Here is a 12,931-nt window from a genome sequence, read left to right as displayed (position 1 = left end):
ATCGAGCCGCAGGCGACGCGGCGCCGTCAGGCCCTGGCGTCCGACTGGTGGGATGCGCCACGGGAGCGGGGGCAGGTCACGAGCGCATCGGGATCATCCGAGCGCACCGGCGTCGCTCTTGAAACTTTTATCAGGCTATCAGATTGTCCCGTCGCGGTTCGCGGGGGGATATGGCGCGACGGAGCGACAGGCTGGGACGAATCCTGCTGGCGGTGGCGGCCAGCATGGTGGCGGCGGCGCGCGCGCACGGCGCGGCGCTCGATCAGGAGGGCGACATCAGGCTCGGCCTGCGCGCCTACACGGCGGCGCGCGTCGGCACGCAGGACACCAACATCCAACTGATCGAGCAGGCGCCGGGGCGGATCACGCAACGCAGCCTGACCTTTCCGGTGTCGGCCACCGGCCATCTGCGGCAGAGTCGGAGCTTCGTCGAGGCGACGCTCGAACACGACCTCGACCGGCTGCTGAAGGAGGGGTTCGGGCCGCTGGCGCTGCTGCAGACGCTGCCGTTCTCGCTCCGCAAGTTCGGCTACTTCCTCTCCTATCGCGGCGAGTACGACGGGGTGTACGACTACGGCCCGGCGGAGTACCGCACCGCGTACCAGTACTACAATCGCACCCTGGTGCCGGCGAGCCCGTTCGGCGCCCAGCCCAACATCGGCTACGCCCGCCAGCATCTGCGCGACACCGCGGTGCTGCGCAACCGGCTGTTCCAGGCGTACGTGGAATCGGACGTCGGGCGGCTCTTCTTCCGCTTCGGGCGGCAGATCCTGGCCTGGGGCGAGACCGACGTGTTCCGCCTGCTCGACAACATCAACCCGCTCGACAACAGCTTCGGCGGCTTTCTGGTGCCGCTCGACGAGCGCCGCGTGCCGCTCGACATGCTGCGCGCCAGCTACGCCATCGGTTCCATCCCCGGCACGCCGTTCTTCGAGACCTTCGTGGAGGGGTTCGCGGCGATCGACAACAAGGTCGGCTTCTCGCCCGGCATTCCCATCGGCTCGCCGTGGGCGCTGCCGAACTTCGTGCCGTCGGCGACGCAGCTCACCGTCATCGACACCCCGAACCGCACCTTCAACGACATCCGCGGCGGCTTGCAGCTCAAGTTCATGTCCTCGGTCCCGCTCGTCGACACGGCGACGTTCGCGATCGCCCACTACTATACGTACCTCGACAACCCCGCGGTGCGGATCAAGACGCAGAGCTTTCCGCTGCCGATCACCCAGGGGCAGGGCACCGGATTCTCCGCCCTGGTGACGCAGACGGCGCCAAAGGCGCAGATCACAGGCGGCACGATGTCGTTCGCCATCCCGCCGGAATGGGCGCGCTGGGTGTATCTGAGCAGCGAGCCGATCTTCCGCAGCGAGCTGGCCTACTTCCACAACGAGCCGCGCTGGTCGCAGCAGGGGCTCGATCCGTTCGTGTTCGCCCTGCCGCGCAACGGCGTGGCATGCCCGCAGGGGCGCCTCGGTGCCGACGGCTTCTGCGTCTCGGAGCCGCGGACGGGTGACTCGTGGAACCTCATGATCGGCTTCGACACCCAGCAGGCGGTCCGCTGGCTCAATCCCAACGCCTCGTTCTTCATCACCACCCAGTTCTTCTACAAGCACCTGGTGGGCGCACTGCCGCGCACGGCCATTCAGACGCCGGCGGCGCAGCTCCCGGGGCAGCCGGTGTTGTTCAACGGCGAGGTGCTGCCGGTGCAGCGGGCGATCTACTCACCGGATCGCTGGGGCCTGCCGACCGCGGCGGCGGAACCGGAGTTCGTCCACAACGCCGCCGACCAGTACCTGCAGACGCTGCTCATCGGCACGACCTACTTCGGCGGCAAGGTGACGCCGAGCCTCAGCGTGCTGTTCGACTGGTCGGGATCGGTGGTGGTGCAGCCGAACGTGGTCTACTCGTACGACCCGTTCCGCTTCACGTTCAACTACAGCTACCTGTGGGCCAGCGAGCTGCGCGGCAATTCCGGCACCAGCCTGCTGCGCGATCGCGACAACGTCCTCTTCCAGCTCGACTACGTGCTCTGAAACCCGCGATGCGAGCGGGGCATGGCGCGGCGCGGTGACGGCTGTCGGACGGCGGCCGCGTCGCGGCGCCGGCATGATTGGGGAAACGCCGCGGCGGCGCTCGCGGTGGTTCCGTCGTCGCGCTACGGCTCGTCGGGCAGGTAGCCGGTGGCGCGCAGACGTTCGCGGGTCGCGGCGTCGAGCTCGACCGCCGTCCCCGGCGCGCCGGCCTGGATCAGCGCGCCGCGCGCCGCCAGGGCGTCGCGCAGCTCGGCGCTGGCGGTGTGGGGATGGCGTTCGAGCGGGTCGGTCGCGAGGTCGAAGGACAGATAGCGGCCGTCGTTGGTCGCGATGACCTTCCTGGTTGGGCTGACGAGCGCGTCGGTGTGGGTCCGCACCTTGTACAGCCCACTGTCGAGCAGCTCGCTGAAGGCGGTTGCCGGCTGTCCATCGAGGGTGTGGTCGGATGGTTCCCGGACGTGGAACGAGGGCGCGGGCGGCAGGCCGGCCGCCCTGATGGCCATCGCGCCGAGCCCGGCGAGCTCGACCGGCGCCGCGACCCGCCGCCCCGCGGTCTGATTCGGATAACGAACGATCAGGGGGACGTGGATCAGCGAGTTGTAGAGTGAGGTGCCGTGATTGTAGGCGCCGTGGCGACCGAATTGTTCGCCGTGGTCGGCGGTCACCACGATCAGGGCGCGATCGAGAAAGCCTCGCCGGCCGAGCTCGTCGAACAGGTGCCGCAACAGGGTGTCCTGGTGGCGGACCTCGGCGTCGTACAGATCCTCGAGGCGCCAGATCTCGTCGGCGGCGAACCCCCAAGTGGTCCGCCGGCGTTCGATGTCCGCCTCCCAGGTGCCGGCTGATACCGCGAAGTTCAGGGCCGCGTCCCCGCGCTTCAGAGTGGCATCGCGCGGTGGCGTGATCCCCGCGTGGGCGCGGTAGGGCGCGTGGACGTCCATGTAGTGCAGATAGAGAAACTGCGGTCGGTCGGAGCCGACGTCGTCAACCCGCTTCAACGCCTGCTCGCTGACCAGGCTCCCGTCGAACTTGGGTGTCTGGGGCGTGGCCGTTCCGACCACCTCGTACTGCTCGAAACCCTGCGCGAAGCCTCCGTCCGCGCGAATGGTCGCGTTGGCGGTGACGGCGGAGGTGGCATAGCCGTGCGCCGCCAGCACCTCGGCCAGGGTCAGCTCGCTCTCCTGCAGCGGCGCCAGGAGCGTCACCGTCTGGTGCTCGGAGGGATACCGGCCGGTGAAGATGGATGCCACGGAGGGCACCGTCCACGAGCTCGCGGCATAGGCCTGCTCGTACACCGTGGCCCGCTCGGCGAACGCATCGAGGAATGGTGTCAGCCGGCGCGGCGATCCGTAGGCGCCGACGCGATCGACGCGCAGGCTGTCGATGACGACGACCAGGACGTTGGGGGGGCGTTGGCGCAGGCCCCACCCGAAGGTCCAGGCGAGCCCGAGGGCCGCAGAGACCGTGAGCAGCGCACCGGCCAGAATGATCCGGCGCTGCCAGGCTGCCGCGATGCGGTGCGAGGTCATGCCGAGACTTCACAGTACTAGGCGCAGGGTAAGGCTGTCGCAAGGACTAGAACTAGGCGAGAGGGGGATGCGCGGCGGCCGAGCGGACATCGGCGCGATGCCGCCGGGTCTCGGCCGTGGAGCGGAGCCAGCTCGGGCGCCGTCAACGCCGGGTCGCCACGGTCTCACCGTGGCGACCCGGCGTTGTGATGCGGGCGCTCAGGGCCGCCGGCGGCGACGGCGCAGCGCCAACAGGGACAGGACACCGCCGAGCAGCGGCAGCGCGCCCGGCGCGGGCGCCGGGCCGATGGCGCAGCCGCCCAGGTTGTCGGCAAGCACCGTTGGCCGGAAGATCGTCGCGGTGGGGGTGACCGTCGGGGTGTTGGTGGGGACCGGTATCGGTGTATCGGTCGGCGTCAGCGTCACCGTCGGGGTCAGGGTGATGGTCGGCGTGTTGGTCACCGTCGGGGTCGATTCCGGGGCGCTGATGACGATTTCGCCGTCGATGGTGTCGACCGCGACCGGCTCGCCGCCGGCATCGGTGACCGCGACGTTCGCCAACTCGAGCGCCGCGGTGCCCGCGGGCGTGCCGAGCGCGATGGCGAAGTCGCAGCTCGCGAGATCGCCGTCGCCGAGCGGCGGCGCGCCGGCGAGCGGCGCGATGGTCAGGCCGAGCATGCCGGGCAGCGGTCCGGCGGCGGTGAGGCGGTGGGTGCCGGCGAGGCGGGCGGCGAGAGTGCAGGTCAGGGGATCGGCGTCGAGCGGTGGCGACGGGTAGTCGATCGCGAAGGTGGCCGCCACCGCCTCGCCGGTCGGGTCGTCCGCCAGCGAGACCACGGCGGCCACGGTGCCGCCGGGGACGCCGATGCCGCCGTCGACCCGCAACGCGGGCGTCGCCGATGCCGGCGCCGCCGCGAGCACGATGCCGCCGATCAGTGTCGCGATGCTCCACTCTCGTCCGTGTCGCACGGATCGTTCCCCCCCACGTGTGTCGCGCCGCGCCGCGTCAGTCGGACAGATGCGTCAGCGTGCGCAGGCTGAAGTAGTCTTCCGGCCACTCGCGCTCGAAGAACTGCGAGCTGTAGCGGCCGCCCAGCGCGGCGCGATTGGTCTTGTCGTTCACCCCGACCACCAGGTTCGGCGCCACCGCCGAGAACGACCCGTCGGCGCTCTTCGCCCAGTGATAGGCGCACATCGCGTTGTAGAAGTACTCGCCGGCACGGTTGTGCACCAGCTTCCAGTAGATCCGGTACATGTCCTTGTCCATGTACATGATCACCTTGCCGAAGTTGTAATACGGATCGTTCGACTCGCCCTCGAGGATCCACACCGGGCGTGGGATCAGCACCAGGTTGTCGACGATCAGCCAGGGCGCGCCCTTGGCGCCCGGGGTTTCGTAGGCGCCCTTGAAGTACGGGATGGTGACCTCGGAGCGGCTCTTCGTGACCTGGGTGGGAACCAGCGGATCCGGCTGCAGGACGGGGGCGAGAATGTTCGTCTCGCCGATCACCTTCCATTTGTAGTACTCGACCTTGCCGGCATAGCAGTTCAGATCGTCGGCGAAGATGTCCATGCCGGCGACCGGCTCCGAGCGCGACGCGGCGCTGGCCTGGCGTACGCGGCGCGTCGCGGGAACGTAGAACCAGGCCTTGTCCTGCGCCGTCCAGGTGTTGGTGCGCTTGGTGAGCCCGCCGACGCCGTCGACGTCGCTCGGCTCGAGCACGCCGGTGAGCGCGGTGCCGGCGAGGTTCTCGGGATTCGGCACCGGGCCGCCGTGACGGCCGAGGAAGGCGAAGCTGTGGATCCACGCCTTGATGCGCTTGTACTCGCCGGTGCTGTCGATGCCGTTGAGGGTGAAGGTGGCGCCGCCGCCGCCGCCCTGGTTGGTGGCGGCGACGAAGTTCCACGCCATCTTGCAGCCGGCCTGCGGATCCTTCGGGTCGACCTTGGGGAACGGATAGCCGAAGTAGAACTCCGGCGGCTTCCCGGTCTGCAGATCCTTGAGCCCGCAGGTCTCCGCGTCGAGGCCGTACTTGCCGTCGTTCGACTCGCTCGCCGCCCAGAAGGCGTCGGAGTAGTTGTGTTTGAAGCGCTCGGGATCGATCGGCTGGACGCGGAACCAGTAATCGCCTTTCTTCACCCGCTCCATGACGGGGTCGGGCAGCAGACCTTCCGCTTGCTTCCAACTGTTGCTGTCCAGGATCCACGGCTCGCCGCTCCTGGCGCTGTCGGCGGCGCGCGCGGGGACGGCGAGAGCAAGCCACATCGCGGTGGCGATGCAGCGCGTCGTGCGTGTCATCATCGTATCCTCGTGTGATCTGATGGATGGTTCGACGGCGCCGGCAGGGCACGGGGCGTGCGCCGTGCCGCGGCGACGTGGGTGGGCAGGAAGAGGCGTACCACCGCGTCGGCGTAGGCGGCGCGCCGATCGGCACGAAAGGGGTCGTCGCCGGTGAGCAGCTCGTACGCCGGGCCCATGACGAAGGCGCTCGTCGCCGCGCCGACGAACAGGTAGTAGGCGCTGATCGGATCGATGCCGGCGAGGGCGCCGCGCCGCTGGGCGGCGCGGATGAGTGCCAGCGCCGCTTCGAACGACGGCCGCAGGTGATGGTCGACGATCCAGCTCAGGCGCTCGCCGTGGCTCGCCGTCTCCTTGAGCATCAGGCGCGAGAGTTGCGGCCGCTCGGCGGTGAAGAGCACGAAGTGGTGCAGCATCGCGGCCAGCGCCTCCGCGGGGCCGAGCGCCGACACCTCACCCAGCCGGCCGGACACGCTCTCCTGCAGCTCGGAGAAGAGGTGGGCGACGACGGCCCGCCACAACCCCTCCTTGGAGCCGAAGTGGTAGTTGATGAGCGGCTGCTGCACGCCGGCGGCGGCGGCGATGTCCCGGGTCATCGCCCCGTCGTAGCCCTGCTCACCGAACGCCCGCAGCGCGGCTTCGATGATGCGTCGCTGGGTCGCTCCGGAGCTGGCGCGCGCCCGCCGCGGGCGCTGGCGCGGGACGCCGCGCCGATGGGCGCGACGAGAGGGCTGACGCGAGGCGCGGCGGGCGGTCACATTCAATGTGTCTTATACGCTGATAAAGAACGCAAGGCCGCGGCGGCCGCGGCTCACGCCGCCGCGGCTTCCAGCAGCGAGATCGCCGCCGCCGTGCGGTGGACGCGCACCAGGCGCAGTCCGGCGCGGGTGAACAGGGCGGCGAATTCCTCCTTGGTGCGCTCGCGACCGCCGGTCAGCACCAGCATGTTGATGTCGAGCATCTTGCCCCAATCGGGCGCGTTGCCGGGTCGGATCACGTGTTCGGCGACCAACACGCGGCCGCCCGGGGCCATGGCGCGGCGGCAGTTGGCGAGGATGCGTTCGCACTGCTCGTCGTTCCAGTCGTGGATGATGTACTTCATCAGATAGGCATCGGCGCCCGGCGGCACCTCGTTGAAGAAGCTGCCGCTCTGCACGGTGACCCGGCCGGCCAGCTTCGGGGCGGTGATGAAGCCGCTGTCGGCGGCGCCGGCGACCACCTGCGGTTGGTCGAACAGGATGCCGCGCAGGCGGCGATGGCGGCCGAGAATCGCCGCCAGGAGATGGCCGTGCGCGCCGCCGACGTCGACCAGGGTGTGGAAGCGATGGAAGTCGAGCCCGCGCGCGACGGCGGCGTTCTCCGGGCCGGAGATGCTGGCCATCGATTCCGAGAAGATGCGGTCGTCCTCGGGATGGTCGCGCAGGTAGTCGAAGATCGGCTTGCCGTGCACCCGGTCGAAGGGCAGGGCGCCGGTGCGGACGCCGCCGAGCAGGTCCTGCCAGGCGGTCCAGTTGTACCCCTCGACCATCATGCTGGCGAAGGGCTTGAGCGAGCCCGGCACGTCGCCGCGCAGGGTCGCGGCCAGGGGCGTGAGACGGAAGGTGCCGTTGGCGGTCTCGGCGAAGATGCCGACGCTGGCCAGGGCGCGCAGGATCCGGCGCAGCGCCGACGCGTCGGCTCCGACCCTCTTCGCCAGGGTCGCGACCGAGCGCGGGCCGGCGGCGAGCTCGTCGGCGAGATTGAGCTTGGCGGCGACGAACACCATCTGCGAGATCCAGTAGCCGGTGATATGGGCGAGCATGGCGTCCTGAGCGGGCGGGCGCTTGTCGGTGGTCTTCATGGCCGGCGGTTATGCGCGGATGCGCCCGGCTGGCGCAAGCCGCGAGAATCCTTCCGGCGGCCGCCGGGCAAAAAAAAGGGCGACCCCGTTGGGGGTCGCCCTTCGACGCGAGTCGGGCGCGGCTCACATGTCGTCGAACCCGCCGCCCGGAGGCGCGGCGGGGGCCTTCTTCTCTTCCGGCTTGTCGGCGACCATCGCTTCGGTGGTGAGCAGCATGCCCGCCACGGAGGCGGCGTTCTGCAGCGCGGTGCGCACCACCTTGGTCGGATCGATGATGCCGGCCTTCAGCAGGTCCTCGTACTCCTCGGTGGCGGCGTTGAAGCCGTGCGCGCCCTTGCTGTTGCGGACCCGGTCGAGCACCACCGCGCCCTCGACGCCGGCGTTCATGGCGATGCGGCGGCAGGGCTCCTCGGCGGCGCGTTGGACGATCTGCACCCCGATGCGCTCCTCGTCCGGCACTTTGAGCTCGCCGAGGTCGGCGATCGCCCGCACCAGGGCGACGCCACCACCCGGCACGATGCCTTCCTCGACCGCGGCGCGGGTGGCGTGCATCGCGTCCTCGACGCGCGCCTTCTTCTCCTTCATCTCGACCTCGGTCGCGGCGCCGACCCGGATCACCGCCACGCCGCCGACCAGCTTGGCCAGCCGCTCCTGCAGTTTCTCGCGGTCGTAGTCCGAGGTCGTCTCCTCGATCTGGGCGCGGATCTGCTTGATGCGGCCCTCGATGTCCGCCTTCTTGCCGGCGCCATCGATGATCGTGGTGTTGTCCTTGTCGATGACGACGCGCTTGCAGCGGCCGAGATCCTTCAGGGTCACGTTCTCGAGCTTGAGGCCGAGCTCCTCGGCAATCATGCGGCCGCCGCTCAGGATGGCGATGTCCTCGAGCATGGCCTTGCGGCGGTCGCCGAAGCCCGGCGCCTTGACCGCGGCGGCGTGCAGCGTGCCGCGGATCTTGTTCACGACGAGGGTGGCCAGCGCTTCGCCCTCGATGTCCTCGGCGATGATCAGCAGCGGCTTGCCCGACTTGGCGATCTGCTCGAGGATCGGCAGCAGATCCTTCATCGCGCTGATCTTCTTCTCGTGGATCAGGATGTACGGATCCTCGAGCGCCGCCTCCATGCGCTCGGGGTCGGTGACGAAATAGGGGGACAGATAGCCGCGGTCGAACTGCATGCCCTCGACCACGTCCAGCGTCGTCTCGAGGCTCTTCGCTTCCTCGACGGTGATGACGCCCTCCTTGCCGACCTTGTCCATCGCCTCGGCGATGATCTCGCCGATCGTCCGGTCGCCGTTCGCCGACACCGTGCCGACCTGCGCGATCTCGTCGCGCCCCTTGGTCGGCTTCGACAGGCCCTTCAGCGACTCGGTCACCTTGCTGACGGCCTTGTCGATGCCCCGCTTCAGGTTCATCGGGTCGTGCCCGGCGGCGACCATCTTGGCCCCTTCGGTGTAGATGGCGCGGGCGAGCACCGTGGCGGTGGTGGTGCCGTCACCGGCGACGTCGGAGGTCTTCGACGCCACCTCCTTCACCATCTGGGCGCCCATGTTCTCGAACTTGTCCTCGAGCTGGACCTCCTTCGCGACGGTGACGCCGTCCTTGGTCACCGTCGGGGCGCCCCAGGACTTCTCGATCACCACGTTGCGACCCTTGGGGCCCAGAGTGACGGTCACCGCATCCGCCAGCAGGGACACGCCCCGCAGAATCTTGGCGCGGGCGTCTTCGCTGAATTTCACGATCTTGGCAGCCATTGCTGATGTTCTCCTTTGTGGATTGTCGGGTCTGTTTGGGGTCAGCCTTCGATGACGCCGAGGACGTCTTCCTCGCGCATGATGATGTGTTCCTCGCCGTCGAGCTTGATCTCGGTGCCCGCGTACTTGCCGAAGAGGATGCGGTCGCCGGCCTTGACGTCGAGCTTGATCAGCTTGCCGTCCTCGGTCCGACCGGGGCCGACGGCGACGACGCGGCCTTCCTGGGGCTTCTCCTTGGCGGTGTCGGGGATGATGATCCCGCCCTTGCTCTTGGTCTCCTCCTCGAGCCGCTTGACGATGATGCGATCGTGCAGTGGACGCACAGACATTGCCCTGAACCTCCCTCTCGGTGATCTATGGACGCCGCCGTCGGGCGGCGGCGGTCGAATTCACGAGTGCCTGCTATGAATGGCGGCGCGCAGATAAGGCCGGCGCCGTGGCGTGTCAACCGGCTTCGGGGAAAGATCTGGCCGCTGCGGCGGGATTCTACCGCAGGTCGACCACGGTGATGCGTTTGATGGCCTTGCGGCCCTTCTGCGCCCGGTGGGCGAGCTCGGGCAGGGTGATCCTGCGCTCGCTGCCGTCGTCGCCGATGGCGACCGGGTGTCGGGAGGCCGGGTGGCAGACGGCCGCCACCAGCGATTCGTCGGCGTCGAGCCGCATCAGGATGACGCCGCGACCGGCGCCGGCGAGCTCCGGCAGCTCCTCGGCGGGGAAGCTCAGGACCTTGCCACCCTGGCTGACGGCGGTGATGACGTCGCCGGCCGCGGCGGCGACGGTGACCAGGGCGTCGTCGTCCTTGGTGCGGGCGAAGCGGCGGCCGCTGCGGGTCGTCTCGCTCAGGTCGGGGCGGCAGAAGAATCCCATGCCCTGGGCGGTGGCGACCAGCCAGCGATCGACCGGCACGGCCTGCTCGGCGCCGGTCACCAGCACCATCAGCGAGGGCGGCGGCGCCGCCGCTCGGGCGGCGAACAGCTCGCCCTGGCCCGCCTTGCGCGGCGCCTCCGCAGCGCCGGGCTCCGGGGCGCTGCCGCCGGGCAGCAGCACCGCATTGACGATCCGCTCCTTGTCCTTGAAGTTGAGCAGCGACTGCACCGGCTCGCCGTAGCCGGTGGTGGCGGGCACGCTGGCGACCTTCATGACGTACGCGATGCCGAGGCTGGAGAAGAGGGCGAGACTGTCGCGGGTGTTGCCGCGCAGGATCCACTTCGCCTGATCGCCCTCGCGGACGCGGGTCGCGCTGGGGTCCTTGATCTCGCCGACCCGCTTCATCCAGCCGTCGCGGGTGACCACCACGGTCGCGTCCTCGTGGACGACGTAGGCCTCGGCATCATAGGTCAGCTCGGCCCCGGCCCGCAGCACGGTGCGCCGCGCATCGCCGTAATCCTTCGCCGCCTGGCGGAGCTCGCTGGAGACGAGCTGCCAGAGCGCCTTGTCGCTCTTCAGCAGGCGCTCGATCTCCTTCGCCCGCGCCGCCTTCTCGCGCTGCTCCTCGCGGATCTTGTCGATCTCCAGCCGCGCGAGCTGGTAGAGCCGGGTGTCGAGGATGGCGTCGGCCTGGATCTCGTCGAGATCGAAGGCCTTGATCAGGCCGCGCTGCGCTTCGGCGCGCGATTCGGCGGCGCGGATGATCTTGATCGCCCGGTCGACGCCGTCGAAGAGCTTCAGGAACCCCTCGAGGATGTGGAGGCGCTGGCGCAGCTCGCCGAGCTCGTGGGTGAGGCGGCGCCGCACCACCTCGCGGCGGAAGTCGAGAAAGTGGCGGCAGATCTCGAGCAGGGTCAGGCGCGCCGGTTGGCCGACGCCGGCGTGTCCGGTCGGCACCAGCGCCGTCAGGTTGACGTTGAAGTTCATCTGCAGGCTGGTGTGCTTGAACAGGTACGCCATCACCGCGTCGGCGGACGCGTCGGCCTTGAGCTCGACGACGATGCGGACGTCGTCGGTCGACTCGTCGCGCACGTCCACGGCCAGCGGCAGCTTGCGGCTGGCGATGTGCTCGGCGATCTCCTCCACCAGGCTGGCCTTGTTGGTGGTGTAGGGGATCGAGGTCACCACCACCGCGTCGCGCCGGCCGATCTTCTCCGGCTTGTACTGCGCCCGCACCCGCACCGGCCCCTGGCCGGTCTCGTAGATCTGGCGCAGCTCGGCCTTGGTGTTGAGGATCTCGCCGCCGGTCGGGAAGTCGGGTCCCTTGATGTGCTTGAGCAGGTCCTTGATCTGCAGGCTCGGGTCCTCGACCAGGGCCACCAGGGCGTCGACGACCTCGCGCAGATTGTGCGGCGGGATGTTGGTCGCCATGCCGACGGCGATCCCGGTGCTGCCGTTGACCAGCAACTGCGGCAGCGCCGCGGGCAGGACGATCGGCTCGCGCAGGGTGGCGTCGTAGTTGTCGCGGAAGTCGACGGTGTCGTGGCGGATGTCGCGCAGCAGCTCTTCCGCGATCGCCGTCAGCCGCGCCTCGGTGTAGCGCATGGCCGCGGCGCCGTCGCCGTCGAGCGAGCCGAAGTTGCCTTCGCCGTGCACCAGCGGGTAGCGCAGCGCGAAGGGCTGCGCCATGCGGACCATCGCCTCGTACGCCGCCTGGTCGCCGTGCGGGTGGTATTTGCCGAGCACCTCGCCGACCACCGCCGCCGATTTGCGCGGCCGCGCCCCGGCGGTCAGCCGCAGGCTCTGGTACATGGCGTAGAGAATGCGCCGCTGCACCGGCTTGAGGCCGTCGCGCACGTCGGGCAGGGCGCGCGAGGTGATGACGCTCAGGGCGTAGGAGATGAAGCGTTCCTCGGCGGTGCTGCTCAGGTCGACCGCGATCACGTCGCGTGGCTGCTCCGCCATCCGCTTCTCCCCACCGCCGCGCCGCGAGCCGGCGCGGGTCCGGTCGTTACTCCTTGGCGCGCGAGACGAAGCGCGCCTCGCGCGTGTCGACCTGGATGAGCTCGCCCGATTCCAGATACGACGGCACCTGGATCACCAGGCCGGTTTCCAGCGTCGCCGGCTTGGTCTGCGCCTGGGCGGTGGCGCCCTTGATCGCCGGGTCGGTCTGTTCGACCCGCAGGCTGATGATGTGCGGCAGCTCGATGCTGATCACCTCGTCGTTCACGACCACCGAGCGGACGCCGGCCAGGCCTTCCTTCAGGTAGCCGGCGGCGTCGCCGATGTCGTCGGCGGCGAGCGCGAACTGCTCGTAGGTGTTGCCGTCCATGAAGTGGTAGCCGTCGCCGTCCGCGTACAGGAACTGGACGGGGCGCAGCTCGACCTGTGGCTCGACGATGCGGTCGGCGGTCTTGAACGTTTTCTCCAGCACCGCGCCGGTCCGCAGGTTGCGGACCTTGGCCTTCACCAGGGTGGAGGCGCCGCGCGCGGAGGGGCTCTGGAAGTGGACGTCGACGACGGTGAAGGGCTCGCCGTCGAGCTCGACGCGTCCGCCGCGCCGGAGGTCACCTGCGGTTGCCATATCCAGCCTCTCTAGCGCGCCGCGTCGTCCGGATTCAATTCACCACGGCGGGCG

General features: G+C 69.5%; 10 protein-coding genes. 1 reads left to right on the top strand and 9 read right to left on the bottom strand.

Annotated elements, in window-relative coordinates:
* The first annotated feature begins 170 nt into the window (after positions 1-170).
* Positions 171-2,030 carry a hypothetical protein gene (locus tag KF840_16960; protein ID MBX3026598.1) on the top strand — a complete coding sequence of 620 codons (1,860 nt, stop codon included), beginning with the start codon at positions 171-173 and terminating at the stop codon, positions 2,028-2,030.
* Between the two features lie 122 nt (positions 2,031-2,152).
* On the opposite strand, the gene KF840_16955 is transcribed toward KF840_16960, so the two are convergent.
* The 9 genes from KF840_16955 to efp all read right to left on the bottom strand — a co-directional run bounded on the left by KF840_16955 (position 2,153) and on the right by efp (position 12,877).
* Positions 2,153-3,559 (bottom strand): sulfatase, encoded by a 1,407-nt coding sequence (locus KF840_16955; GenBank protein MBX3026597.1) that lies wholly within the window; start codon positions 3,557-3,559, stop codon positions 2,153-2,155.
* A gap of 198 nt (positions 3,560-3,757) precedes the next feature.
* Positions 3,758-4,507, bottom strand: coding sequence for a hypothetical protein (locus tag KF840_16950; GenBank protein MBX3026596.1), 750 nt, complete (start codon positions 4,505-4,507; stop codon positions 3,758-3,760).
* 37 nt (positions 4,508-4,544) lie between these two features.
* Positions 4,545-5,837, bottom strand: a complete 1,293-nt coding sequence (locus KF840_16945) for a DUF1329 domain-containing protein (protein MBX3026595.1) — start codon at positions 5,835-5,837, stop codon at positions 4,545-4,547.
* Positions 5,837-6,595 (bottom strand): TetR/AcrR family transcriptional regulator, encoded by a 759-nt coding sequence (locus KF840_16940; GenBank protein ID MBX3026594.1) that lies wholly within the window; start codon positions 6,593-6,595, stop codon positions 5,837-5,839. Before KF840_16940 ends, KF840_16945 begins: the two co-directional genes overlap by 1 nt.
* Positions 6,596-6,648: 53 nt before the next feature.
* A complete protein-coding gene (locus KF840_16935) occupies positions 6,649-7,677 on the bottom strand; it encodes an SAM-dependent methyltransferase (GenBank protein MBX3026593.1) in 1,029 nt (342 codons plus the stop codon).
* 123 nt (positions 7,678-7,800) lie between these two features.
* Positions 7,801-9,426, bottom strand: coding sequence for a chaperonin GroEL (groL, locus tag KF840_16930; protein MBX3026592.1), 1,626 nt, complete (start codon positions 9,424-9,426; stop codon positions 7,801-7,803).
* A 41-nt stretch (positions 9,427-9,467) separates the two neighbouring features.
* Positions 9,468-9,755: a co-chaperone GroES gene (gene groES / locus KF840_16925; GenBank protein MBX3026591.1), complete on the bottom strand. Its 288-nt coding sequence runs from the start codon at positions 9,753-9,755 to the stop codon at positions 9,468-9,470.
* A gap of 157 nt (positions 9,756-9,912) precedes the next feature.
* On the bottom strand, positions 9,913-12,258 hold the full coding sequence (locus tag KF840_16920; GenBank protein MBX3026590.1) for a DNA topoisomerase IV subunit A: 2,346 nt from the start codon (positions 12,256-12,258) through the stop codon (positions 9,913-9,915).
* Positions 12,259-12,304: 46 nt separating this feature from the next.
* The gene (gene efp / locus KF840_16915; protein ID MBX3026589.1) at positions 12,305-12,877 is read right to left on the bottom strand and encodes an elongation factor P; all 573 of its coding nucleotides are present in this window, start codon (positions 12,875-12,877) and stop codon (positions 12,305-12,307) included.
* Positions 12,878-12,931: the final 54 nt, after the last annotated feature.

Source organism: bacterium, assembly GCA_019637795.1.
In the GTDB taxonomy this organism is placed as follows: Bacteria; Desulfobacterota; Binatia; order HRBIN30; family CADEER01; genus JAHBUY01.
Note: the sequence above shows the minus strand (reverse complement) of the source record. Positions and strands in the feature narration are given on the sequence as shown.

Bases quoted from the DNA above. Each gene is read 5' to 3' on its own strand.
- KF840_16960 (MBX3026598.1), top strand. From the start codon at position 171: ATGGCGCGACGGAGCGACAGGCTGGGACGAATCCTGCTGGCGGTGGCG.
- KF840_16955 (MBX3026597.1), bottom strand. From the start codon at position 3,559: ATGACCTCGCACCGCATCGCGGCAGCCTGGCAGCGCCGGATCATTCTG.
- KF840_16945 (MBX3026595.1), bottom strand. From the start codon at position 5,837: ATGACACGCACGACGCGCTGCATCGCCACCGCGATGTGGCTTGCTCTC.
- KF840_16935 (MBX3026593.1), bottom strand. From the start codon at position 7,677: ATGAAGACCACCGACAAGCGCCCGCCCGCTCAGGACGCCATGCTCGCC.
- groL (MBX3026592.1), bottom strand. From the start codon at position 9,426: ATGGCTGCCAAGATCGTGAAATTCAGCGAAGACGCCCGCGCCAAGATT.
- groES (MBX3026591.1), bottom strand. From the start codon at position 9,755: ATGTCTGTGCGTCCACTGCACGATCGCATCATCGTCAAGCGGCTCGAG.
- KF840_16920 (MBX3026590.1), bottom strand. From the start codon at position 12,258: ATGGCGGAGCAGCCACGCGACGTGATCGCGGTCGACCTGAGCAGCACC.
- efp (MBX3026589.1), bottom strand. From the start codon at position 12,877: ATGGCAACCGCAGGTGACCTCCGGCGCGGCGGACGCGTCGAGCTCGAC.